Below are 22,817 nucleotides of genomic sequence, written 5' to 3' on the forward strand. Positions count from 1 at the left end.
CCCATCCCCGCCTTCCCCCAGAGGGGGAAGGAGCAAGACAGACATCGCGAAAGGACCCGCACCATGACCACCACCCTCCAAAGCTACATCGCCGGCCGCTGGATCGGCCAGCAGGCCGCGCAGCAGCTGCGCAGCGCCGTCAACGGCCAACCCGTGGCAAGCACCCACGCCGAGGCCATCGACTTCGCGGAGGCCCTGCAGTACGCGCGCCGCACCGGCATTCCCGAGCTCATGAAGCTCGACTTCCAGCAGCGCGCCGAGCGCCTGAAGGCGCTGGCCAAGTACATCGCCGCGAACAAGGAAACGCTCTACGCCATCTCCGCCCACACCGGTGCCACGCGCGCCGACAGCTGGATCGACATCGAAGGCGGCGCGGGCACGCTGAGCGCCTATGCCGGCATCGGCACCAACGAGCTGCCCTCGGGCAACCTGGTGCACGAAGGCCCGGCCTTCCCGCTCGGCAAGAAGGGCGGCTTCGCGGGCACGCACATCCTGGTGCCGCGCGGCGGCGTGGCGGTGCACATCGACGCGTTCAACTTCCCGGTGTGGGGCCTGCTCGAGAAGTTCGCGCCCAGCTTCCTCGCGGGCATGCCCTGCATCGGCAAGCCGGCCACGGCCACCAGCTACCTGACGGAAGCGCTGGTGCGGCTCATCGTGCAGTCGGGCATCCTGCCCGCGGGCAGCCTGCAACTGGTCATCGGCAGCACGGGCGACCTGCTCGACCGGCTCGAAGGGCCCGACGTGGTCACCTTCACCGGCTCGGCCGACACCGCCGCCAAGCTGCGCGTGCACCCCAACATCGTGCGCCAGTCGATCCCGTTCAATGCCGAGGCCGACTCGCTGAACTGCGCGATCCTCGCGCCCGACGTGACGCCCGACGACGAGGAGTTCGATCTCTTCGTGAAGGAGGTCGCGCGCGAGATGACCATCAAGGCCGGCCAGAAGTGCACCGCCATCCGCCGCGCGATCGTGCCGCGCCAGCACCTCGACGCGGTGGCCGAGCGGCTGCGCGCGCGGCTGGCCAAGACCGTGGTCGGCGACCCGTCGCGCGAAGAAGTGCGCATGGGGGCGCTGGCCTCGCGCGACCAGCAGGCCGACGTGGCCGAGCGCGTGGCCACGCTGCTGCAGGGCGCGGAGCTGGTGTACGGCGAGCGCGACGGCTTCTCGCCGGTGGGCGACGGCGTGGGCGAAGGCGCCTTCTTCGCGCCCACGCTGCTGCTGAGCCGCAAGCCGCTGGAGCACGACGCCGCGCATGACGTCGAGGCCTTCGGCCCCGTCAGCACGCTGATGCCCTACGACGGCATCGACGAGGCGCTGGCACTGGCCGCGCGCGGCCGCGGCAGCCTGGTCGGCACGCTGGTCACGCGCGACCCGGCCATCGCCGCCAAGGCGATTCCCGTGGCTGCCGCATGGCACGGCCGGCTGCTGGTGCTCGAGCGCGAGGCCGCGGCCGAATCGACCGGCCACGGCTCGCCGCTGCCGCAGCTCAAGCACGGCGGCCCGGGGCGTGCCGGCGGCGGCGAAGAGCTCGGCGGACTGCGCGCCGTCAAGCACTACCTGCAGCGCACCGCATTGCAGGGCTCGCCCACCATGCTGGCCGCCATCACCGGCGAGCATGTGCGCGGCGCGGCCGTGCGCGAGAGCGAGGTGCATCCGTTCCGCCGCTACTTCGAAGACCTGCGGGTCGGCGACTCGCTGCTCACGCATCGCCGCACGGTCGGCGAGGCCGACATCGTGGCCTTCGGCGGCATCTCGGGCGACTATTTCTACATGCACTTCGACGAGGTGGCGGCGAAGCAGTCGCCGTTCGGCAAGCGCATTGCGCACGGGTACTTCGTGCTGTCGGCGGCGGCCGGCCTGTTCGTCTCGCCCTCGCCCGGCCCGGTGCTCGCCAACTACGGCCTGGACACGCTGCGCTTCACCAAGCCCGTGGGCATCGGCGACACCATCCAGGCGCGCCTGACCTGCAAGCGCAAGATCGACCGCAACAAGAAAGACGCCAGCGGCCAGGGCCAGGGCGTGGTGGCCTGGGACGTGGAAGTGACCAACCAGGACGGCGAGCTGGTCGCCAGCTACGACATCCTGACGCTGGTCTCCAAGAAGCCGGAAGCGGTGCAGGCATGACGACGATGTTCGACCTCACGGGCAAGGTCGCGCTGGTCACGGGCGGCAACGGGGGCATCGGCCTCGGCATGGCGCAAGGACTTGCCAAGGCCGGCGCGCGCGTCATCGTGGCCGCGCGCAACACGCAGAAGTCGGCCGCCGCGGTCGAGGCGCTGAAGGCGCTGGGCAGCGACAGCTTCGCGCTCGAAGCCGACGTGAGCGACGAGGCCTCGGTGCAGAAGCTGTTCGACGAGGCCGCCGCGCGCTGCGGGCGGCTCGACATCCTCATCAACAACGCCGGCACCACGGTGCGCAAGCCTGTCGACCAGCTCGCGCTGTCCGAATGGCACAAGGTGATGGACACCAACCTCACCAGCGCCTTCCTGTGCAGCCGCGCCGCGCATGCGCACCTGAAGGCCGCGGGCGGCGGCAAGATCATCAACATCGGCTCGATGATGTCGATCTTCGGCGCGCCCTATGCGCCGGCCTACGCCGCGAGCAAGGCCGGCATCGTGCAGCTCACCAAGTCGACCGCGCTCTCGTGGGCGCCCGACAACATCCAGGTCAACGCGATCTTGCCCGGCTGGTTCGAGACCGAGCTCACCGACGGCGCGCGCAGCCAGATCCCGGGCCTGTACGACCGCGTGGTGGCCCGCGCCGCCGCCGGCCGCTGGGGCCAGCCGGGCGACATCGCCGGCACCGCCGTGTTCCTGTCGAGCGCCGCGTCCGACTACGTGACGGGCACCGCGATTCCCGTGGACGGCGGGTTTTCTATAGCCGGATAGATCAACGCGGCCGTGTAAATTCGGCCGCCATGCTCTTCTGGTTCCAGATCTTCGCCTTCATTGCCGGCACCGCCGCGCTGCTCTACGCTTCGCGCGGCCCGCTGAGCCGGCCCGGCTCGCACGGCTTCTACCGCTTCTTCGCATGGGAATGCATGCTGGTGCTGGCGCTGGTCAACCTGCCGTGGTGGCATGACGATCCGTTCTCGGCCAGGCAGATCGTCTCCAGCATCTTCTTCGTGCTGTCGATCTGGCTGCCGATCCATGCGGTGCGCCTGCTCAAGGCGCAGGGCAAGCCGACAGAGGCGCGCAGCGACGACCCCGCGCTCTACGGCTTCGAGAAGACATCCGCCGTCGTCAGCAGCGGCGCTTTCCGCTACATCCGCCACCCGATGTACACCGCGCTGATGCTGCTGGCCTGGGGTGCGTTTCTCAAGCAGTTCAGCTGGCTCACGCTGCTGCTGGTGCTCGCGGCCACGGTGCTGCTGTTCATGACGGCGCTGCGCGACGAGCAGGAATGCATCGCGCATTTCGGCGATGCCTACCGCGACTACATGCGGCGCACGCGGCGCTTCATTCCCTTCGTTCTGTAGCTGCACGGCGCGGGCGCGCGCCTTATACCGCAGGCCCGTGCCGCTACCTTGCGGGATGCTGACCCGCACGATCAGGTTCCGTTCACACGAACCTCCTAGCATTCCCGCATGCTTCTCGCACGCGTCCGCCATTTCGCCAGAGCGCACTACCGTTGGTGGTGCGTGGCGGGCCTGCTGCTGGTTGTTCTCCAGCCCTTCATCGCGGTCCATTACCGCTGCGACGGCCTGGAAGACGAGCCGATGCTGCGGGTGCGCAGCGTCAGCGACACCACGCAGTTCGAGGCCGACGATCGCGCCGACCACCCGAGCGACCACGAGACCACGGTCTTCGCCCAGGCGCCGGCGAGCATCGACCACCCCGACGCCTTCGACTTCGGGCTGAGCACGCTCATGGCCATGGTGCTCGCGATGCTGCCGCTGGCCGTGGCCTTGGCACGGCTTGCCACGCCCATCGTGCGCGAAGCGCCCGAGCACGTGCCGCCGCACGGCGGCGCGCCGCCCTGCGCGCAGCCCTGGCGGCGCCTGCCGCCCACCGCCGCCCCGCCCTACGGGATCTGAGAAACCGGCGCCTCGCGCGTCGCGTCCTCCCGCTGACGTCTGCGCAGCGGGCCTCTCTTCCTCGTCGAAAGGACTGACATGTCCAAATTTTTCAGGTGCGCCTGCCGCACCTTGCGCAGCCCTGCGCCTGTTGTTTGCATCCATCCGCAAGGAGTGGCGCCATGGACGCGCTGAACCTCGCCTTCTTTCACTGGATCCACGCCGGCAGCCATCCCACGCCGTGGGTGCTCTCGGTCGCCGTCGCCTTCGCGCTGTGGGGCAGCTGGCTCGCCGCGGGCATCGTCGTGGTGGCGCTGTGGCGGCAACGCGCCGACCGCGCCTACCTGTGCATCGTGGCCGCCGCCGCCGGCGTGACTTCGCTGATCGCGCACACCATCGCCACGGGCCTCAATGTTCCTCGCCCGTTCGCGGCGGGGCTGGGCCAGGCCTACATCGAGCATGCGAGCCGCGGCTCGCTGCCGAGCACGCACGCGGCCGTCATGTTCATGGTCGCCCTGGCCTTCATGCTGCGCCCCAGCCTGCGCCGCATCGGCGTGCCGCTGCTGGCGCTGGCCGCCGCCACCGGATGGGCGCGCGTGTACGTGGGCGTGCATTTCCCGCTCGACATCGTCGCCGGCCTGCTGCTGGGCGCGGTGATTGCCGGCGCGATCGCCATCGCGCGGTGGCTCTTTCTCTTCTTCGTCCCGCGAACTGGCCGCGCATCCGCCGACAGTCCGGCGACCAGCTCTCTCTGGAGGCACTCATGATCTCTTCGTCCGCCGCAAGACATTCGCGCCCCGGTGCCGGCATCGCTCCCGGCGCGGTCCTGCCGCCCCACACCTCGGGCACCCCCGAGCCGCTGGCCCAGGCCGGCATGCCCGACGCACCCGCCCCCGACGCGCGCAGCATCTCGTGCGTCATTCCCTGCTACAACGAGGCGGCCAACCTGCGCCTCATGCTGCCGCTGCTGGAAGACATCCTCTGGGCCACGCGGCTGCGCTGGGAAATCATCGTGGTGGACGACGGCAGCACCGACGACACCGCCGCCGTGGCCGAGGCATGGTGCGAGCTCGCGGGCTTCCGCTGCATTTCACTGTCGCGCAACTTCGGCAAGGAAGCCGCACTCACCGCCGGCCTTGCGGCGGCCACCGGCGACGCCGTGGTGCTGCTCGACGGCGACCTGCAGCACTCGCCCGAGCTGATCCACGCGATGCTCGCGCAATGGACGGCCGGTGCCGAGGTGGTCTACGCGGTGCGCGAGCAGCGCAGCGACGAAAGCCGCTTCAAGCGGCTCGGCAGCAAGCTCTTCTACGGCCTCGTCAATTCTTCGGACCGCTTCGAGGTGCCCAAGGACGCGGGCGACTTCCGCCTGATGGACCGCAAGGTGGTGGACGCGCTCATGGCCATGCCAGAGCGCAGCCGCTTCATGAAGGGCCTCTACGCCTGGGTGGGCTTCCGCGCCGTGGCGCTGCCCTACACGCCCGCGCCGCGCGCCGAAGGCACCACCAAGTTCAACGCGCGCCGGCTGATCGGCCTGGCCATCGACGGCCTCACCGCCTTCACCACCTGGCCGCTGCGCATGGTGAGCGTGGCGGGCCTCCTGCTCGCGGTGCCGGCCTTCGGCTACGGCACTTTCGTGACCATCGACCACCTGCTGTTCGGCAACTCCGTGTCCGGCTGGACCACCATCGTCGTGAGCCTGATGTTCTTCATCGGCATCCAGATGATCTCCACCGGCATCGTGGGCGAGTACATCGCCCGCATCTACGAGGAGGTGAAGGGGCGTCCGCTGTACGTGGTCCGGCGCGAACACGGCAAGGGACTCCAGGCCGAGCCCGGGAAACCATGAGACGGCCCGGCTCCGCCTGGTGGACATCGCCCCGACCCCTCTGGCTCATTGCCGCGCTGTTCGCGTGGCTGCTCGCGACCGCTTGGGTGCGCCCGCTGATGGCGCCCGACGAAGGGCGCTACGGCAGCGTGGCGCTGGCGATGCTGCATTCCGGCGACTGGCTGGTGCCGCGGCTGGACGGCCTGCCCTTCTTCCACAAGCCGCCGCTGTTCTACTGGATCGGCGCGGCGGCGATGTCGGTGGCGGGCCCGGTCGAATGGGCGGCGCGGCTGCCTTCGATCATCGGCGCGGGCACGGCGGCGGCGGCGCTGTTCCTGTTCCTGCGGCGCTGGTCGACGATGCGGCAGGCGCTGCTGTCGACCGTGGTGCTGGTGACCACCCCCTTCTTCTTCCTGGGCGCGCAGTTCGCCAACCTCGACATGCTGGTGGCCGGCTGCATCTCGGCCACGGTGCTGCTGGCCGCCGGCGCGGCGCTGGCGCGGGAGCGCGGCGAGCCCTGGCGCGCCCTGCTCGCGGGCGCCTACCTGATGGCCGCGGCCGGGCTGCTGGCCAAGGGACTGATCGGCCTGGTGCTGCCCGGTGCGGTGCTGGTGCTGTGGTGCGCCGCCACGCGCAAGACCGTGGTGCTGAAGCTCGCGCTCTGGCTGCCGGGCTGGGCGATCCTGCTGGCGGCGGCGGGCCCGTGGTTCGTTGCCATGCAGCTGAAGTACCCCGAGTTCTTCGACTACTTCGTCATCACCCAGCACTTCCGGCGCTTCGCTTCGTCGGGGTTCAACAACGAGCACCCGTTCTGGTTCTACGTACCGGTGCTGGCGGTGCTCACGCTGCCGTGGTTCGCGTGGGTGCTCGTGCCGCGCGGCAAGGACGGGGAGCCCCGGTCGCGCCTGTCCGACGTCGACTGGCTCATGTGGATCTGGCTGGCGGTGATCGTGGTGTTCTTCTCGCTGCCGCGGTCCAAGCTGGTGGGCTACGTGCTGCCCGCGCTGCCGCCGCTGGCCTGCCTGATCGCGCAGCGCGTGCTGGCAGGGCGCGCCGTCGAGAAGCTGCTGCCCAGGATGCGCGCCACGTCGGCGGTCGCGGCCGTGCTGTGCGTGGCGTGCGTGGTCGCGGTCGCGCTCTACTCGGTGCCGCCGGGCACGCGGCTGCGGCTGCCGGCCGGCCAGTCGGTGGCGCCGGGCGACCAGGTGATGATGCTCGACAGCTACTACTACGAGATTCCCTTCTACTGGAACCTGCGCCAGCCGGTGCTCGTGTCGGACGACTGGAAGGCCGCCGCCACCGACACCCGCGACAACTGGCGCAAGGAGATCTTCGACGCGAGCCGCTTCGAGCCCGCGCGCGCCGACGCCACGCTGATCGACCGGACGCAGCTGGCGCCCGTGCTGTGCGTGCCGCGCACCACCTGGCTGGTCGGGCCGATCGCCTCGCAGCTGTCGAACCCATGGCTGGGCAAGGCGCAGCTGGTGGCGGTCAACGAAAGCATCGCGGCCTGGCGCTTCGCGGGGAGCGCCACGCGCGACCCGGACTGCCTGGGCGCCCCTGCCTCCGCGCCCGCCGGTGCCGCCATACCATCCCCTCCCGTGCCTGCCCCCTCCACGAATGGCAATGACTGACACCACCGGCCCGCTGGAACCGACGATGCGCCACCTCTGCGTGTGCGCGGACGACTTCGGCATGAGCCCCGGCATCAACGCCGCCGTGCTTGAGCTTGCCGAGCTGGGCAAGATCTCCGCGACCAGCGGCATGGTACGGCGCGGCGCATGGGCCGCGGGCGCACGGGCGCTGCGGCGGCTGGACGCCACGCGGCTGGACGTGGGCCTGCACCTGGACCTCACGCGCCCCGACACGCCCGACGGCCCCGAGCCCGGCCTCGCGGGGCTGATCGCGCGGACCTACACGCGCACCGTGTTCTCGCCCGTGCTGCACGCCGACATCCGCGACCAGTTCACCCGCTTCGAAGACGCGATGGGCCGTGCGCCGGCGTTCGTCGACGGCCACCGGCATGTGCACCAGTTCCCGGTGGTGCGCGAGCTGCTGGTCGACGAGATCGTGCGCCGCTACCCGAAGTCGCCACCGTGGGTGCGCTATACCGCGCCCGGCGCCTGGAGCGGCCCCGACCGGCTGAAGGCCCGCGTGATCCATGCGCTGGGCGGCGCGCGGCTGGCAGCGCTCGCCGCCGAGCACGGCATTCCGGTGAGCCGGCGCCTGCTCGGCGTGTACGACTTCACCGGCGACGTGCAGGGCTACGAAGCGCGCCTTGCCGACTGGCTCGCGGCCTGCCGCACCGGCGACGTGCTGATGTGCCACCCCTCGACCGGCATCCAGCCCGGCGATCCGCACGGCTCTGCGCGCATGCGCGAATACGCGGTGCTGCGCGCGCTCTCGCTGCCACCCCAGGGGCAAGCCGGCGCGATCGCGATCACGCCGCTGTCGCAGGTCTTCAGGCGCGGCGAACTCGCCCACGCGTAGGCCCCCGCCATGTGCAACACGGGGGCGCTAACATGCGCGCCTCCTCATCCGCGCAGCCCGACTCTCCCATGCCCTCCCCGAAAAGCACCGCCTTTCCCTCGGCGGCGCAAGCCGCACTGCTGTTCCTCGCGCTGTGCCTGTGCGAGATCGTCGTGGGTGCGGCGCTGCGCGATGCCAACCGGTGGCTCGGCCTGAACGGCATGCAGATCGGCGTGCTGTCGGCGGTGCTCGGCAACGGCTGCGTGTTCGCGGCCGTGATGCATGCGCAGCAGCTCACATGGCGCGAGCTGTTCCACCAGTCGCGCGCTTCCGCCGGCGTCACGCTGCTGCTGGTGGTGCCGCCGGTGCTGCTGCTGGTGCCCGCGCTGCTGCTGACCGTCACCTCCGCGTTCAACCTGCTGGTGCGCATCGCGCCGCTCTCGGCCTGGGAAGAAGCCATGTTCAGCCGCATGGCCGACGGCAGCGTGGCGGCCGTGCTGGCGGTGTGCGTGGTGGCGCCGCTGCTCGAGGAAATGCTGTTCCGCGGCATTGTGCTGCGCGGCTTCCTGCAGCGCTATCCGCGCTGGCAGGCCATTTTTCTCTCGGCCCTGCTGTTCGGCGCCGCGCACATGAACATCTACCAGTTCGTGGTCGGCCTCATCATGGGCACGGTGCTCGCGTGGCTCTACGAGCGCACGCGCTCGCTCATTCCCTGCATTGCGCTGCATGCCGCGTACAACAGCGCCACGCTGCTGCTGGCGGACTGGCTCGACGCCGCGTCGCCGGCACGCCTGCTGTGGGTCGCGCTGCTTGCACTTGCCGCCGCCGTGTGCGGCACGCTGGTGCTGCGGCTGATGCTGGTGGCCAAGCCGGCGCGGCCTACGTCGGCCTAGATCGCGGATCGGAGCCACGCATGCTGGGTCGACGCATCTACTTGCCGGACCGCAATGGAACCGGCAGCCGCGTCGCATCGTCGATGACTCCAAGTCTGCACTTGCGTGTTCCGAAAAGAATCGGGATCACGCCCTCCTCGTAGGCGAAGCCGCCTTCAAGCGAGTAGTTCTTTCCAGCTTCCAGCACCGTTTTGATCGCAATGTTGCATGTGCGATTGCCGGACGCCATTTCGAAGTAGACGAGGGTTATTTCTTCGTTCGCGGGGACTTTGACATAGCCCTCGGGCTTGCTCTTGGACGACCGGACGTCGAATAGATTACCGGAGCCTAGACCACGGGCCAGATCGCCCGACATCCACACGCTGATCGACTCATGGCGCCCGGAAGCTCCGACCAGAACACTCCGCAAATTGGCACTAGGTATGCCGTCGGGGAGCGCGTACGGTATTGGCGGCGTACTGCTGCACGCTGCGAGGATGGCTGTGCAAGAAGCAGCCACGATGGAGCGAAAAAGCCGGCCCGATGGCAGACGAGGTGCAAGATGCTTGTTCATATCAGTTAGGCAGCCGTCGCTCGCGGATTCGGCCAGCGAGTGTGCCGAGGTTTCAAAGGCGAGAGATTGTGAGAGTGAGACGGGCGAGGACCACGGGCCTTTGTCACGAAAGAGCCCTATTGCTCGGACTACCGGCAGCTTTGGAGCCGATGCTCAACTGTCCGCGGAGACACGTTGATGCTGCAAGGTCTGTGGCCACCAGCGCCGCTGCCCACTACTTGGCCTAGGTCCGAGCAGCCGGCAGCGGCCGCGCATCGACCGCCTCCCCGTCGACGATGAAGTGCCCGCCCGCCACGTGGTGCAGCGTGCGCAGCTCGTCATGCCCGTCGAAATTCCAGCGCCCGTTGGCGAACACGCGCGAATCGGCCTGCGCGGCGATCACCTCGCCCAGGAACAGGTCGTAGCTCTGCTGGATGTGCGGCTCCGGCAGCAGGCGGCATTCGAGCCACGCCGCGCAGCCTTCGAGCAGCGGCGCATCGGTGGCCGTGCCCGCGAAGGTCTGCAGGCCGTAGGCCGCGAACTTGTCGTGCCCCGACTGCTCGACGATCTCGCGGCCGGAGCTGTTGCCCAGCGCTTCCGTCAGGTCGAGCTGCGCGCGCGTGGGCACCTGCAGCGCGAAGCTGCCGGCGCCTTCGAGCAGCACGCGCGTCCAGGTGCTCTTGTCGAGCACCACCGCCACCTTGGGCGGCGCGAAATCCAGCGGCATGGCCCAGGCCGCGGCCATGATGTTGCGCTGGCCGCCGTGCGCCGCGCTCACCAGCACGGTGGGGCCGTGGTTGAGCAGGCGGTAGGCCTTGTCGAGGGGAACGGGCAGGCGGTGGTGGGGGACGTTCATGGCAGGGGCTCCGGGAGCGGCAGTTCAGTTGCCTGATTCTGTCGCAGGCAGGCGCCGCACCACCACCGTGCGGATGCGCTGCGCATCGACGTCGGTCACTTCGAATTCGCAGCCGTCGTGCACCCATGTCCGGCCCTGCGGAGGCAGGCCGCCGAAGCGCGCGAGCAGGAAGCCCGCGACCGAGGTGTAGCTGTCGTCGTCGCTCAGCAGGCCGTGCGTCTGCAGCGCCTGCTCCAGCAGGTGCAGGTCGGCGCTGCCGGAAACCGTCCAGGTGTCGGCGGCGGTCTGCTGGATTTCCAGCGTCTCGTCCTCGTCAGGAAACTCGCCCGCGATGGCTTCGAGCACGTCGATGGGCGTGACCACGCCGGTCAGGGTGCCGTGCTCGTCGTTGACCAGCGCGAGCTGCCCGCGCGCGCCGCGCAGCGTGTCGATCAGGCGGATCACGGTGGTCGACTCGGGCACGTAGATCGGCGCGCGCAGGCCGCCGCTCTCGTCGATCTTTCCGTGCCGCAGCAGGTGGCCCAGCAGGTCTTTCGCGCGCGCCACGCCCACCACCTCGTCGAGCGAGCCGCGGCACACCGGGAAGATGCCGTGCGGCGTGTCGAGCAGCTGCTCGCGCACCGCCTCGGGGTCGTCGTTCAGGTCGACCCAGGAGATGTCGGCGCGCGGCGTCATCACCGAGCGCACGTTGCGCTCGGCCAGCGACAGCACGCCGCTGACCATGTTGCGCTCCTCGAGCGCGAACGCGGGCTCGGGCAGCGGCGCTTCGCCGTCGGCCGTGGCACCGGCCGGTGCCGGTTCGCCCGGCACGCGGCCGCCCAGCAGCCGCAGGATGGATTCGGCCGTGCGGTCGCGCAGCGGACGGCGCGCCTCGTGCTTCAGCGCATTGCGCTTGGCCCACTGGTTCAGCGCCTCGATCATCACGGAGAAGCCGATGGCGCCGTACAGGTAGCCCTTCGGAATGTGGAAGCCCAGGCCCTCGGCCACCAGGCTCAGGCCGATCATCAGCAGAAAGCTCAGGCACAGCACCACCACAGTGGGGTGCGCATTGACGAAGCGCGTGAGCGGCTTCGACGCCCACAGCATGATGCCGATCGAGATGATCACCGCCGCCATCATCACCGGCAGGTGGTCGACCATGCCCACGGCGGTGATGACCGCGTCGAGCGAGAACACCGCGTCGAGCACCACGATCTGCGTCACCACCAGGCCGAAGCTCGCGTAGACGGTGGAGCCGCCGGCCGTGTGCGTCACGCCCTCTAGCCGCTCGTGCAGCTCCGCGGTGGCCTTGAACAGCAGGAACAGGCCGCCCACCAGCAGGATCAGGTCGCGCCCCGAAAAGCCCTGGCCGAACACGGTGAACAGCGGCGTGGTCAGCGTGACCAGCCACGACACCACCGACAGCAGCGCCAGCCGCATGAACAGCGCCAGGCCCAGGCCTAGCCGCCTGGCGCGGTCGCGCAGGTGCGGCGGCAGCTTCTCCGCGAGGATCGCGATGAAGATCAGGTTGTCGATGCCCAGCACGATCTCCAGGACGACCAGCGTCAGGAGACCGATCCAGGCGGCGGGGTCGGTGAGCAGTTCAACGATCATGGTGGAAGAAGAAGGCGCGGCAACGCGCATGGCCCGGCATGGCGCGGGCCATGTCGGGCGACAACAGGGAAGAGGCGGAATGGACGGGAGCCGCGAGGGGGTCGGTCGCGGCGCACGGAGACAGGCGGAAGCTGGCGCAGGCCAGCGGCCTACTGGGAGGCTCGGAGGAAGATTTCACCCCTCCAGTCTATAGAACCCGAGTCAGCCGGCCGGCAGGCGCTGCATCAGGCAGGCCAGCAGCACCGGTTCGTTCTCGATCTTCGAGCGGTCGATGCGGCGCGTCCGGCCGTTCGCGATGATCACCAGATGCTCGTCCACCAGCACCCCGTCGGTTTCCGATTGCGTGTGCACCGTGTCGATGCTCGACCAGGCGATGAGTTGCCCCTCGTGCACCAGACCTTCCGCATTCATGGCCAACGCGCCGAAGTCCACCGTGTCGCCGGCATGCATGCGCCGCTCGACATCGCCGCGCAGCACTTTGCCGATCGCCTCCTCCACCTCGGCCCGCAGCGCGGCCGCGTGGTCCCACAGGCCGAGCCGCAGCCGCGTGGTCTTGCCGCTGCGCGTGGTGATCAGCATGTGGTCGCGGCCGTGGCGATGGCGCAGCCGCGTCACGTCGGCAAAGGCAACGGTGCGGCGGCCGAGCTGCAGGCCGTGCGCGCCGAGCGTCAGCACCGGCGGCGTGCGCCACCACGCGAAGAAATCGCCGCCGCGCCAGACGATCAGGTAGAGCCCCGCCGGAACGGCCATCGACGCGAGAAAGAGCATGCCCTCGTCGGACACCGGCTCGCCGTCGGAAAGAAACGGCAGGATGAAGATTCGCGCGGGCACCAGCATCACCGCGGACAACGCATAGGCCACGGCCACACCGCCCAGCACGCAGTGGAACGCGTGGCGGGGAAAGATTCTGGCGTGGCGGATAGGCATGTGGACTGCCCGATGCGCGGACAGCGCGCGCAGGGCCTGGATCGAAAAAAGCAGGGGCACACCTTAACAGCGCGACGCGGTCCGAACGCGCGTGCGCCTGCCGTCGCGGGGCTCTTTTTTCCGGTATCGGCGCTGCGTCGGCGGGGCCGATAGGTAGGAAGATTTAAATTCCGCGCCGGCCGCTGCGCGAGCCCTGCTCAAGCGCTCACTGCGCGCGCTGCTTCGCCACGAACTCCGGCGTCACCGTCCCCTGCTTGTTGCCGAACTGCGCGATGACGTAGTTCGCGAGCGCCGCGACTTCGGTGTCGGTGTAGGCCTTGTCGAATGCGGGCATGTAGACCTCGTTGTCGTGCACGCGCATCTTCACGCCCCGCAGGATCATCTGCGTGACGTTCGCGCCGCCGGGGTCGTTCACTCCGCGCGTTCCCAGCAGCGACGCGTAGCTGGTCTGCTGCCCCTGGCCGTTCCATTGGTGGCAGCTGGCGCATGCCGCGGCGAAGAGCCTGAGCCCCTGCTCATGCCCTTCGGCCGTGTTGGCCGCCGGCGCGGCCGCGCTCGAGGCCACGGCCCAGGGCGCCTTCGCATCGATCTCGATCGGATCCTTGCCGGACTTCGCGGGCACCGTGCGCAGGTAGCTCACGAGCGCCGCGGTGTCCTCGGCCTTCAGGTACTGCAGGCTGTGCTCCACCGCCTCGCCCATCGGCCCCGAGGCCGAGCCCCGGCCATCGGCGTGCCCCGTGGTGAGGTAGGCGGCAATCTCCGCGTCGCTCCATCCGCCGATGCCGTTCTTCGCGTCCGACGTGATGTTGTAGGCGCGCCAGCCCTGGACCGTTTCGCCCGCCAGGTTGTTGCTCGTCTCCAGCGCGAAGGCGAAGTTGCGCGGCGTGTGGCATTCCGCGCAATGGCCCAGCGCGGTGGCCAGGTACTTGCCCTGGTTCCACGCGGGCGGCTGCGACGGGTCGGCCTCGAAGCGGCGGCTCTTGAAGAAGGCCGCGTTCCAGAAGCCCATGGCCCAGCGCTGGTTGAACGGAAAGCCCAGGTCGGGCTCGCGGTTCGGCTGCTTCACCTGGGGCAGGCTGAAGAGATAGGCCTTGATCGCGAGCACGTCCTTGCGGCTGAGCGCTGTGTACGCGGTGTACGGGAACGCCGGGTACAGGCGCTTCCCGTCGGCGCGCACGCCGTCGTGCATGGCGCGCACGAACTGTTCGTCGCTCCAGTTGCCGATGCCGGTGGCCGGGTCGGCCGTGATGTTCGACGAATAGATGGTGCCGAACGGCAGCACGAAAGGCAGCCCGCCCGCAAAGGGCTCGCCCTTGCCGGGCACCGTGTGGCACGCGATGCAGTCGGCGGCCTTGGTGAGGTACTCGCCGCGCACCAGCAGCGCCGCATCGGCCGGCGCGCCGGCCAGCACGGGCGCCTCGCCCTCCGACTTGTCGGTGCGGTTCAGAAAGAAGTACAGCGCCGCGCCCACCACGAACACGGCCACCAGCAGCTTGAAGAGTCGCTTCATGCCGTGCTCCTTTCGCCTGGCGCCGCCTGCGGGGCATCGGCGATCTTCTTCTTCAGCGCTTCCTTGTCCTGCACCAGCAGCGCGCGGTTCACGGGCAACGCGCGCAGGCGCACGCCGGTGGCCGCGAAGATCGCATTGGCCAGCGCCGGCGCGGCGATGGCGGTGCCGACCTCTCCTAGCCCGCCGGGCGCCTCCCCGCTCTTGATGGTGTGGACCTCGACCGGTGGCGACTCGTTGATGCGCAGCATCCGGTAGTCGTGGAAGTTGCTCTGCTCGATGGCGCCGTCGCGCAGCGTGATCTCGCTGAACAGCGCGGCGCTGAGCCCGAACAACAACCCGCCCTGGATCTGCGCCTCGATGGAGCTCGCGTTCACCGCAATGCCGCAGTCGAGCGCGACCACCGCGCGCCGCAGCCGCACCTCGCCCTGCGGCGTGACCTCGACCTCGACCATGGCGCACACGCGGCTGCCGAACGGGTCGCCAACGGCCACGCCGCGCCCCACGCGTGCCGGCAGCGCGCCCTTGCCCCAGCCGATCTTTTCGGCGGCCAGGTCGAGCACCGCGAGCGTGCGCGGGTTCTTCTTCAGCAGCGCGCGCCGGTAGGCCACTGGGTCCTTCTTCGCGCGCTGCGCCAGTTCGTCGATGAAGCTCTCCAGCACGAAGAGGTTGTGCGTCGGCCCCACGCCGCGCCACCAGCCGACGTTCAGGCCGCTCGGCATGTCGTGCCGCACCCACTCCACCTTGAGGTTCGGCAGGTCGTAGCAGGGCTCGGCGACGCATTCGATCAGGTCGCCGTCCATGCCGTCCTTGCCCATGAAGGCCGGCGCCCAGCGGCCCAGCACGGTGCCGCCCGAGATGCGGTCGCCGAACCACAGGATCTGCCCGTCGCCGTCGACCACGGCCGAGATGTCGTCGTGGTACATCGGCCGAACGATGTCGTGGCGGATGTCTTCCTCGCGCGTCCACACCACCTTCAGCGGATACGCCACCTGCTTCGCGAAGGCCACGGCCTGTTCGACCGAGTCGGTCTCCAGCCGGCGGCCGAAGCCGCCGCCCAGGTACTGGTTGTGCAGCACGACCTTGTCCTCGGCCAGCCCGGTGATCTTGGCGGCCACGCTCACGCAGCGCGCCGGCACCTGGGTGCCGACCCAGATCTCGCAGCCGTCGGGCCGCACATGCACCGTGGTGTTGAGCGGCTCCATGGTCGCGTGCGCCAGCATCGGCAGGTCGTAGGTGGCCTGTACCAGCGTGCCCTCGGGCCGCTTGCCGGTTTCCTTGCCGACGATGGCCTTGTCCTTCGCGAGCGCATCGGCCAGCGCCGAGCGCAACTGCTGCGTCGTGAGCGTGGCGTTCTGCCCCGGTGTCCAACGGATCTTGAGCGCGTCGAGGCCGCGCTTGGCGGCCCAGAAATGCTCGCCCACCACGGCGACCGCGTCCTTGATGCGCAGCACGTCGATCACGCCGGGAATCGCGCGCGCGGCCTTGTCGTCCACCGAGGCCAGCACGCCGCCGAGCGTGGGGCTGGCCTTGACCGTCGCCACCTTCATGCCCGGCACACGCACGTCGATGCCGAACTGCGTGCTGCCGTTGACCTTGCCGGCCGAGTCGACGCGCCGCAGCGGCTGGCCGATGAGCTTGAAATCCTTGGGCTCCTTCAGCGCCACCTTGGCCGGCATCGGCAGCTTCGCGGCGGCCGATGCGAGCGCGCCGAAGCCGAGCTGCCGGTTCGAGGCCGCATGGCTCACCACGCCGCGCGCGACCGTGCAGCTCGCGGGGTCGACGCTCCATTGCGCGGCGGCTGCGCCGACCAGCAGCGTGCGCGCGACGGCACCGGCCTCGCGCAGCACGGAGTAGGTGCCGCGCGTGCTGGTCGAGCCGCCGGTGATCTGGCCGCCGAGCAGCGGCATGCCGTAGAGCGCTTCGTTGGGCGGCGAATGCTCCACGCGCACCTGGTCGAGCTCGACGCCGAGTTCCTCGGCCAGCAGCATGGCCGAGCCGGTGTAGATGGCCTGGCCCATCTCCACCATCGGCATCACGAGGCGCACGCCGCCGTCGGCGTCGATGCGGATGAAGGCGTTGGGCGCGAAGGCGGGGTTGCCGTCCGCAAGCGCGGCGGCCGCGTCCGCGGGTTGCTGGCGCGCGCTGATGGCCGCAAAGGCCTTGCTGCCTCCGACCCAGGTGAAGGCCAGCGCCAGGCCACCCGCCTGCAGGGCGGCGCGCCGGCTGATTCCGGCGGCGGCGCTCACGATGCGCTCCTGGCCGGCATCGTCACCACCGACTGCAGCACCTCCGGCTTGCCCGTGGCGGCCTGCTTGATGGCGGCCCGGATGCGCGAGTAGGTACAGCATCGGCAGACGTTGCCCGACATGGCGAGGTCGATGTCGGCGTCGCTCGGGTTGGGCGTGCGCTGTATCAGCGCCGCGGCGGACATGATCTGCCCGGACTGGCAGTAGCCGCACTGCACCACGTCCACGTCGAGCCAGGCCTTCTGGATGCTCTGGCCGGCCGGGGTCAGCGCGATGGCTTCGATGGTGGTGACGGCCTTCTTTCCGATCGCGCCGACCGGTAGCACGCAAGAGCGCACGGGCTGGCCGTCGAGGTGCACGGTGCAGGCGCCGCATTGCGCGATGCCGCAGCCGAACTTGGTTCCTGTCAGCCCCACGATGTCGCGCAATGCCCAGAGCAAGGGCATGTCGTCGGGAGCGTTGACAGCAACGGACTGGCCGTTGATGTTGATATCAATCATGGGCCCTGCCTTTTCTGCTTGTTTCATCGGGGGTCGGGACTGCACCATAGCGCCAGTTTGAAAAATGCGCTCGGGCTTTTCCAAACCTGCCGGCAAGCGGCAACGAAAGTTTTCATCGTCAGCTTCCGGTCCGTCGGAGGCTGCCAGCATTCCGCGACAACAAAAAAGCAAGAAGGCCATGTCCATTCCCGCAGAAACCGCACCGCCGCCCGGCGCCACCCGCCGCCCCGGCGTCGCCGACCTCGTGGCGGGCGTGTCCATCGCCGGCCTGCTGCTGCCGGAAGCCGTGGCCTATTCAGGCATCGCGGGCCTGCCGCCCCAGGCCGGGGTGATCGCGCTCTTCGCCGGCCTGCTGGTCTACGGCATATTCGGCAGCAGCCGCTTCGCGATCGTCTCGGCCACCTCGTCGTCGGCCGCCGTGCTGTTCGCGGCCACCACATCGATGCCGGGCATCGACACGGCCACGCGGCTGGCCATGGGCGCGGCCATCGTCGCCCTGGCCGGGGTGTTCTTCGTGATCGCGGGCATCGCGAAGCTGGGCGCGGTGTCCAGCCTCATCGCCAAGCCGGTGCTGCGCGGCTTTGCGCTGGGCCTGGCGCTGACCATCGTGGTCAAGCAGTTGCCCAAGGTGCTGTCGGTGCAGCCGGCGCACAGCGACTTCTTCCGCCTCTTCGCCGGGCTGGCCACCGAATGGCGGCACTGGAACCTGGCCGGCGCGGCGATGGCGTTGGCAGCGTTGCTGCTGCTGCGCGGCCTCTCGCGCTGGCGCGCGGTGCCGGCGGCGCTGCTGGTGATCGTCTGCGGCATCGCGCTCGACGTGAGCGGGCTGTGCCATGCGTGGGGCGTGGCGGCGGTGGGGCCGATCTCGCTCGACTTCTCGCACCCCGGCGTGCCGCAGCTCGACCGCGCGCAGTGGCAGAACCTGGGCGGGCTCGCGTTCGCGATGGCGCTGATCCTCTATGCGGAGTCGTACGGCTCGATCCGCACCTTCGCCATGCGCCACGGCGACAACGTCTCGGCCAACCGCGACCTGCTGGCGCTGGGCGGGGCGAACATGCTGTCGGCGCTGTTCCAGGGCATGCCGGTGGGCGCGGGCTATTCGGCCACGTCAGCCAACGAATCGGCGGGCGCGCAGAGCCGCGCGGCGGGCATCGTGGCCGGGCTGGTGGTGGGGGTGGCGGTGTTCACGCTGCTGCCGTGGATCGCGCACACGCCCGAGCCGCTGCTGGCGGCCATCGTGATCAACGCGGTGAGCCATTCGCTCAACCCCTCGGCGCTGCGGCCGTATTTCCATTGGCGGCGCGACCGCCTGGTGGCGCTGGTGGCGGTGGCCGCAGTGCTGGTGCTGGGCGTGCTCGACGGGCTGCTGGCGGCCATCGGCGTGAGCCTGCTGCTGCTGCTGCGCGGCTTCTCGCGCACCACGGTGAGCTGGCTCGGCCGGCTGGGCCAGAGCCACGACTACGTCGACACCGCCCGGCACCCCGAGGCGGTGGTGCCGCCGGGCGTGCTGATCGCGCGGCCCGAGGTGCCGCTTTTCTTCGGCAATGCCGATGCAGTGTTCGCGTCGATCCGCGCGCGCATCGACGCCACGCCGGGCCTGCGGCGCATGGTGCTGAGCCTGGAAGAGTCGCCCGACCTCGACGCCACCAGCATTGAGGCGCTGTGCGATTTCGCGGCCTACGTGCGCGTGCGCGGCCTGCGCCTGTCGCTGGCGCGGGTGAAGGACGACGTGCGCGACCTGCTGGCCAAGGTGAACTCGCCCGACCTGCACGCGGAGGTGTATGCGCCTTGGAGCGTGGACGATGCGGTGCAGTCGCCGCAGCAGCAGGTCAGCGCGTGACCGCCTGCCGCCTTGACTCGCCGGGGCTGACACCCGTGTGCTCGCGGCCAGGCGCGCGCCTGGAACATGGCGCAGCGCATCGAGGCCGGCGCGCAAGCCTTCAAGGCGGCCTGGTTCAGCTGGCCAGGAAGTCGGGCTGGCGGAATTTCTTCTCGAGGAACTGCCCGTTGGCCACCAGCGCGGCGGCATCGCTCGACGCCACGTTCGCGACGATCTCGCGCAGCTTGGCATCGAGCAGGCCCAGCTGTTCGCCGAGCAACTGGCGCGCCGTCTTGCCATCCTTCACCGCATGCGTCATGCGAAAGGCCGGGGGCAGCGCGACGTAGTTGGCGAGCGTTTCGGGCAGGTAGCGCAGCACGGTCTCGCGCACGGTGAAGAGGTCGTCGCCGTGCGCGCCGGCGCCCACCAGCCGCGGCAGCACCTCGCCCACCGAGCCGCGCACGTTGTCCAGGCTCTTGCGCATGTCGTCTGTGAGGTGCGGCTGCGCCCGCGCGACCACACGGTCGAGGCGCTCCAGCGTCTGCTCCACACTGAGGCTGTCTTCGATGCGGCGCTCCAGCTCGGGCGCCTTGCGGCCCATGAGCCAGCCGGCCACATACAGGCCGGCGGTGATCAGCAGCCAGCCGCGGTCGATCACGCCCGCGAACAGCAGCGCCGGCCCCAGCAGCGCCAGCGCGCAGCCCAGGATGTTGCCGTTGCCGTAGAGGAACAGCAGCGCGCGCAGCTTCAGCGAACGCTCCGGCATCACTGGTAGCCCCGGATTTCCTTGAACACCTGCGCCAGCCGCAGCTTGCGGCCGTCGAATTCGCGGCCTCCAGAGAGCTGCGCGATCTGCCGCATCTCGTCCACGTTGCCTTCGCCGAACAGGATCGGGAAGATGCGCGCCGGCAGGCCGCCTGCCGCATAGCGGTCGTGGAACTCGCTCGGCCGCAGCCCGGAGTTGTTCTCGCCGTCGGTCAGCAGCACGATGCTGACGAAGCGCCCGGGCTCGTTCTGCTGCTCCTGCCGCGCGAGGTCTTCGGCGGCGGCCAGCGCCGAGTAGATGGCGGTGCCGCCGTCGGCCTTCATGGCATCGGCGCGCTGGCGCAGCTCGGCGCGGGCGCTGTCGATCTGGTCGGCTTCGAAGCGCACCCACACCGGGGCCTGCACCCGGGTGGCGAAGGTGATGAGCACCACGCGCTCGCGGCTCTGGAAAGCGCTGTAGCGCGTGCTGGCGGTGGCCGCGGCGGTGCCGGCCGCATCTGCGCCCGACAGCAGCTTGAGCGCCTCGCGCATCGACTCCAGCCGCGCGCCCTGCATCGAGCCGCTGAGGTCGAGCACGAAGATCGAGGTGGCGGGCTTGCGCCATTGCGACTGGTAGGTGCCGAGCACCGCGTCGATCACCTCCAGCCGGTTGGGAAAACCCAGCTCGGCCACGGCGGCGGTGGGCAGCGCGCTGGCGGCGGCAACCTCCGGATTGGCGGGGCGCAGGAAAGCAGCCGACAAGGCATCGCGCTGGAACGGCGCGGCCTTGAGCGCGCCGACCAGCCGGGTGTAGGCATCGCGCTTGCGGTCGTTGAGCAGCATCAGCGGATAGTCGGCCGAGATCATTCCGTCGCGCGGGTAGATCAGCGCGAGCTGGTCGGCCTTGGGCAGCTTCTCGTTGGCGCGCAGGATCACTGCCTCGTAGTTGACCATCGCGTCGATGGCTGACGGGTCTTTCACGTAGGCGTCGGCCAGCCAGCCCGAGCTGCCCGCCGTGAGCTTCTGGCCCGAGAGAAAGGCCTTGAGCGTCTTCTCGTCCACGTCCTGCGCCGTCAGGTCTTCCGTCTTGCCGGCCAGTGCGGAGGCCACGGCGAAGAGCGCGCTCATGCCGGTGTTGGAGCTGGTGGCGTTGGTCATGCCGTAGCGCAGCTGGCCGGAGCCCGCGGCCTTGGCGATCTCGGCCCAGCCCGGCGGCTTCCGGTTCCAGCCGAGCTGCGCGGCCTTGGCGTTCTTCACGCCGAGCGCAATGCGCGAGTAGAAGAGCTTGTCGCGCGCCAGCGGCTTGGTCTGCAGCGCCAGCGCCGGGTAGGCGCCGTTGGGCGGCAGGATCGCGTCGAAGCGCTCGCCGGCGTTGATGCGCTCGACGATGTCCAGCGTGCCGGCGTACGAGAACTTCACCTCCACGCCGGCCGCCTTGGCGGCATCGACGATGGGGCCTTCGATGTCCTTCAGTTCCGAGCCCGCGAGGATGGAGAAGGCGGCCGTATCTGCAGCAGGCGCCGGGGTGCCCTGCGATTCATCCTTGCCGCAAGCCGCAAGGCCCAGCGACAACGCCGCCAGCAGCGTCAGCGCCAGCCGGCGCGACCACAGGCTCACAGTGCGACCTCGCCGCGCGGCTGCTGCAGCGCCTCGCTCGTTTCCTGGCGGCGCACGCGGTCGAGGTAGGTGCGGCTCTTGGCGACTTCGTTCGTCAGCGTGTCCACCGTGGTCTGCATGGAGTCGAGCGCCCGGCTCTTGAAGTCGGCGATCGTGTCCATGGTCTGGTAGATGTTGGCAAAGGCCTGCTGCAGCTTGGCGATCTCGATGGTGCTGGAGGCGGCCTGCTGATGGATGGCGCTGCTCTGGTCGCGCAGCATCTCGCTGGTGCTGGCGATGAGGTTGCCGGTGGTGGCGTTGAGCGCGCTGATCTGGTCGAGCACCAGCTTCTGGTTGGACAGCGCCTGCGCCACGATCACCGCGGTGCGCAGCGCGGCCACGGTGGTGGTGGTGGCGCGGTCCACGCCCTTCATCAGCTCCAGGTTGTTCTTGCGGATCATGTCCAGCGCCAGGTAGCCCTGGATGTTCACCGCGAGCTGAGTGAGCAGGTCGGTGACCTTCTGGCGCGAATAGAACAGCATTTCCTCGCGGATCACGCGCGCCTTCTCGGGGTCGATGGTTTCCAGCGCGCGCGCCTTGGCGTCGAGCTGGCCGTCCAGCGCCTTGCCGATGTGCACGTATTTCTCGAGCCGCTCCATCAGCGTCCAGAGGTTGACCTTTTCCTGCTCGATGGCGGTGTTGTCGCGCAGCAGCTCGTCCTTGCCGCGCTTGAGCGATTCGATGATGGCGTTCAGGTGCGACTGCGACGACTGGTAGCGCTCGAAGTAGGCCAGCAGCCTGTTGCCCAGCGGAATGATGCCCAGCAGCTTGCGCGCCGAGAACAGGTCGCCCTGCTTCGAGGGATCGAGGTCTTCCACCTGGTGGCGCAGGTCGATGAGCGACTGGCCGATCTGCGCGCCCTTGTCGAACAGGCCGTTGCGCAGCGAGCCCACAGGCCGCTCCAGCATGCGGTTGGACACCGAAGCCGAGGCCTCGATGTCCTTGCTGCCCATCGAGTGGATGCGCTCCACCGCTTCCTTGAACTGCGGATGCTGGCTGTCGTGCTGGGTGATGTCGTCGATGAAACGCGCCACCTGCGCGTCGAGCTCGGCCACGTCCTCGGGCTTCAGGCGCACCTTGCCGCTGGCCGATTCGACCGGCACCGGCGCGACGGGCGCGGGCGGCTCCAGCGTGAAGGCCTGCGGCGGCTGCAGGTCGATGGGCGCGGTTGCGGCGGTGGTGATGGTGGTTGCAGTGGTGACAGGCGCGTTCATGGTCGATCCTCGGTT

General features: G+C 69.6%; 20 protein-coding genes. 10 read left to right on the forward strand and 10 right to left on the reverse strand.

Translation table 11 applies throughout. The features are described 5' to 3' along the window. The first annotated feature begins 63 nt into the window (after positions 1–63). The 9 genes from paaZ to C4F17_RS12915 all read left to right on the forward strand — a co-directional run bounded on the left by paaZ (position 64) and on the right by C4F17_RS12915 (position 9,205). On the forward strand, positions 64–2,124 hold the full coding sequence (gene paaZ / locus C4F17_RS12875) for a phenylacetic acid degradation bifunctional protein PaaZ (protein ID WP_081266387.1): 2,061 nt from the start codon (positions 64–66) through the stop codon (positions 2,122–2,124). Further along, the gene (locus tag C4F17_RS12880) at positions 2,121–2,888 is read left to right on the forward strand and encodes an SDR family NAD(P)-dependent oxidoreductase (protein ID WP_234382796.1); all 768 of its coding nucleotides are present in this window, start codon (positions 2,121–2,123) and stop codon (positions 2,886–2,888) included. The genes paaZ and C4F17_RS12880 overlap by 4 nt, the downstream gene beginning before the upstream one ends. 29 nt (positions 2,889–2,917) lie before the next feature. After that, positions 2,918–3,478: a methyltransferase family protein gene (locus tag C4F17_RS12885; RefSeq protein ID WP_081266388.1), complete on the forward strand. Its 561-nt coding sequence runs from the start codon at positions 2,918–2,920 to the stop codon at positions 3,476–3,478. Between the two features lie 108 nt (positions 3,479–3,586). Further along, positions 3,587–4,036, forward strand: a complete 450-nt coding sequence (locus tag C4F17_RS12890; RefSeq protein WP_106935496.1) for a hypothetical protein — start codon at positions 3,587–3,589, stop codon at positions 4,034–4,036. 161 nt (positions 4,037–4,197) lie between these two features. Next, positions 4,198–4,782 carry a phosphatase PAP2 family protein gene (locus C4F17_RS12895; RefSeq protein WP_106935497.1) on the forward strand — a complete coding sequence of 195 codons (585 nt, stop codon included), beginning with the start codon at positions 4,198–4,200 and terminating at the stop codon, positions 4,780–4,782. Further along, a complete protein-coding gene (locus C4F17_RS12900) occupies positions 4,779–5,864 on the forward strand; it encodes a glycosyltransferase family 2 protein (protein WP_106935498.1) in 1,086 nt (361 codons plus the stop codon). Before C4F17_RS12895 ends, C4F17_RS12900 begins: the two co-directional genes overlap by 4 nt. Then, positions 5,861–7,477, forward strand: a complete 1,617-nt coding sequence (locus C4F17_RS12905) for an ArnT family glycosyltransferase (RefSeq protein WP_106935499.1) — start codon at positions 5,861–5,863, stop codon at positions 7,475–7,477. Before C4F17_RS12900 ends, C4F17_RS12905 begins: the two co-directional genes overlap by 4 nt. Beyond that, complete coding sequence (locus C4F17_RS12910) at positions 7,470–8,333, forward strand: ChbG/HpnK family deacetylase (RefSeq protein WP_106935500.1); 864 nt, start codon at positions 7,470–7,472, stop codon at positions 8,331–8,333. Before C4F17_RS12905 ends, C4F17_RS12910 begins: the two co-directional genes overlap by 8 nt. A gap of 68 nt (positions 8,334–8,401) precedes the next feature. Then, the gene (locus tag C4F17_RS12915; protein WP_106935501.1) at positions 8,402–9,205 is read left to right on the forward strand and encodes a CPBP family intramembrane glutamic endopeptidase; all 804 of its coding nucleotides are present in this window, start codon (positions 8,402–8,404) and stop codon (positions 9,203–9,205) included. Between the two features lie 37 nt (positions 9,206–9,242). Here C4F17_RS12915 and C4F17_RS32805 read toward each other — a convergent pair whose 3' ends face one another. The 7 genes from C4F17_RS32805 to C4F17_RS12950 all read right to left on the reverse strand — a co-directional run bounded on the left by C4F17_RS32805 (position 9,243) and on the right by C4F17_RS12950 (position 17,369). Continuing rightward, positions 9,243–9,758 carry a hypothetical protein gene (locus C4F17_RS32805; protein ID WP_159053656.1) on the reverse strand — a complete coding sequence of 172 codons (516 nt, stop codon included), beginning with the start codon at positions 9,756–9,758 and terminating at the stop codon, positions 9,243–9,245. Positions 9,759–9,981: 223 nt separating this feature from the next. After that, the gene (locus C4F17_RS12925) at positions 9,982–10,593 is read right to left on the reverse strand and encodes a flavin reductase family protein (RefSeq protein WP_106935503.1); all 612 of its coding nucleotides are present in this window, start codon (positions 10,591–10,593) and stop codon (positions 9,982–9,984) included. A gap of 24 nt (positions 10,594–10,617) precedes the next feature. Next, positions 10,618–12,186 (reverse strand): TerC family protein, encoded by a 1,569-nt coding sequence (locus C4F17_RS12930; RefSeq protein WP_106935504.1) that lies wholly within the window; start codon positions 12,184–12,186, stop codon positions 10,618–10,620. A gap of 201 nt (positions 12,187–12,387) precedes the next feature. Then, positions 12,388–13,113 carry a hypothetical protein gene (locus tag C4F17_RS12935; RefSeq protein ID WP_234382799.1) on the reverse strand — a complete coding sequence of 242 codons (726 nt, stop codon included), beginning with the start codon at positions 13,111–13,113 and terminating at the stop codon, positions 12,388–12,390. A 205-nt stretch (positions 13,114–13,318) separates the two neighbouring features. After that, complete coding sequence (locus C4F17_RS12940; protein ID WP_106935505.1) at positions 13,319–14,623, reverse strand: c-type cytochrome; 1,305 nt, start codon at positions 14,621–14,623, stop codon at positions 13,319–13,321. Continuing rightward, positions 14,620–16,869, reverse strand: coding sequence for a xanthine dehydrogenase family protein molybdopterin-binding subunit (locus tag C4F17_RS12945; protein ID WP_106935506.1), 2,250 nt, complete (start codon positions 16,867–16,869; stop codon positions 14,620–14,622). Before C4F17_RS12945 ends, C4F17_RS12940 begins: the two co-directional genes overlap by 4 nt. Then, a complete protein-coding gene (locus C4F17_RS12950) occupies positions 16,866–17,369 on the reverse strand; it encodes a (2Fe-2S)-binding protein (protein WP_106937537.1) in 504 nt (167 codons plus the stop codon). The genes C4F17_RS12945 and C4F17_RS12950 overlap by 4 nt, the downstream gene beginning before the upstream one ends. 178 nt (positions 17,370–17,547) lie before the next feature. Between C4F17_RS12950 and C4F17_RS12955 the strand changes: the two genes are divergently transcribed. Next, positions 17,548–19,209, forward strand: coding sequence for a SulP family inorganic anion transporter (locus C4F17_RS12955; RefSeq protein WP_106935507.1), 1,662 nt, complete (start codon positions 17,548–17,550; stop codon positions 19,207–19,209). 115 nt (positions 19,210–19,324) lie between these two features. Here C4F17_RS12955 and C4F17_RS12960 read toward each other — a convergent pair whose 3' ends face one another. The 3 genes from C4F17_RS12960 to C4F17_RS12970 are packed head-to-tail and all read right to left on the reverse strand — an operon-like array spanning position 19,325 to position 22,802. Further along, positions 19,325–19,954: a hypothetical protein gene (locus C4F17_RS12960; protein WP_106935508.1), complete on the reverse strand. Its 630-nt coding sequence runs from the start codon at positions 19,952–19,954 to the stop codon at positions 19,325–19,327. Then, positions 19,954–21,549: a vWA domain-containing protein gene (locus C4F17_RS12965; RefSeq protein WP_106935509.1), complete on the reverse strand. Its 1,596-nt coding sequence runs from the start codon at positions 21,547–21,549 to the stop codon at positions 19,954–19,956. Before C4F17_RS12965 ends, C4F17_RS12960 begins: the two co-directional genes overlap by 1 nt. Continuing rightward, positions 21,546–22,802, reverse strand: coding sequence for a toxic anion resistance protein (locus C4F17_RS12970; protein ID WP_106935510.1), 1,257 nt, complete (start codon positions 22,800–22,802; stop codon positions 21,546–21,548). The genes C4F17_RS12965 and C4F17_RS12970 overlap by 4 nt, the downstream gene beginning before the upstream one ends. Positions 22,803–22,817 lie beyond the last annotated feature (15 nt).

Origin of the sequence: Variovorax sp. PMC12, assembly GCF_003019815.1 — a bacterium.
Lineage (GTDB): Bacteria > Pseudomonadota > Gammaproteobacteria > Burkholderiales > Burkholderiaceae_C > Variovorax.

Coding starts and splice junctions, on each gene's coding strand:
- C4F17_RS12905 (WP_106935499.1), top strand. CDS start 5,861: ATGAGACGGCCCGGCTCCGCCTGGTGGACATCGCCCCGACCCCTCTGG.
- C4F17_RS12910 (WP_106935500.1), top strand. CDS start 7,470: ATGACTGACACCACCGGCCCGCTGGAACCGACGATGCGCCACCTCTGC.
- C4F17_RS12895 (WP_106935497.1), top strand. CDS start 4,198: ATGGACGCGCTGAACCTCGCCTTCTTTCACTGGATCCACGCCGGCAGC.
- C4F17_RS12880 (WP_234382796.1), top strand. CDS start 2,121: ATGACGACGATGTTCGACCTCACGGGCAAGGTCGCGCTGGTCACGGGC.
- C4F17_RS12960 (WP_106935508.1), bottom strand. CDS start 19,954: ATGCCGGAGCGTTCGCTGAAGCTGCGCGCGCTGCTGTTCCTCTACGGC.
- C4F17_RS12955 (WP_106935507.1), top strand. CDS start 17,548: ATGTCCATTCCCGCAGAAACCGCACCGCCGCCCGGCGCCACCCGCCGC.
- C4F17_RS12970 (WP_106935510.1), bottom strand. CDS start 22,802: ATGAACGCGCCTGTCACCACTGCAACCACCATCACCACCGCCGCAACC.
- C4F17_RS12915 (WP_106935501.1), top strand. CDS start 8,402: ATGCCCTCCCCGAAAAGCACCGCCTTTCCCTCGGCGGCGCAAGCCGCA.
- C4F17_RS32805 (WP_159053656.1), bottom strand. CDS start 9,758: ATGAACAAGCATCTTGCACCTCGTCTGCCATCGGGCCGGCTTTTTCGC.
- C4F17_RS12930 (WP_106935504.1), bottom strand. CDS start 12,186: ATGATCGTTGAACTGCTCACCGACCCCGCCGCCTGGATCGGTCTCCTG.
- C4F17_RS12935 (WP_234382799.1), bottom strand. CDS start 13,113: ATGCCTATCCGCCACGCCAGAATCTTTCCCCGCCACGCGTTCCACTGC.
- C4F17_RS12940 (WP_106935505.1), bottom strand. CDS start 14,623: ATGAAGCGACTCTTCAAGCTGCTGGTGGCCGTGTTCGTGGTGGGCGCG.
- C4F17_RS12925 (WP_106935503.1), bottom strand. CDS start 10,593: ATGAACGTCCCCCACCACCGCCTGCCCGTTCCCCTCGACAAGGCCTAC.
- C4F17_RS12950 (WP_106937537.1), bottom strand. CDS start 17,369: ATGATTGATATCAACATCAACGGCCAGTCCGTTGCTGTCAACGCTCCC.
- C4F17_RS12900 (WP_106935498.1), top strand. CDS start 4,779: ATGATCTCTTCGTCCGCCGCAAGACATTCGCGCCCCGGTGCCGGCATC.
- paaZ (WP_081266387.1), top strand. CDS start 64: ATGACCACCACCCTCCAAAGCTACATCGCCGGCCGCTGGATCGGCCAG.
- C4F17_RS12890 (WP_106935496.1), top strand. CDS start 3,587: ATGCTTCTCGCACGCGTCCGCCATTTCGCCAGAGCGCACTACCGTTGG.
- C4F17_RS12885 (WP_081266388.1), top strand. CDS start 2,918: ATGCTCTTCTGGTTCCAGATCTTCGCCTTCATTGCCGGCACCGCCGCG.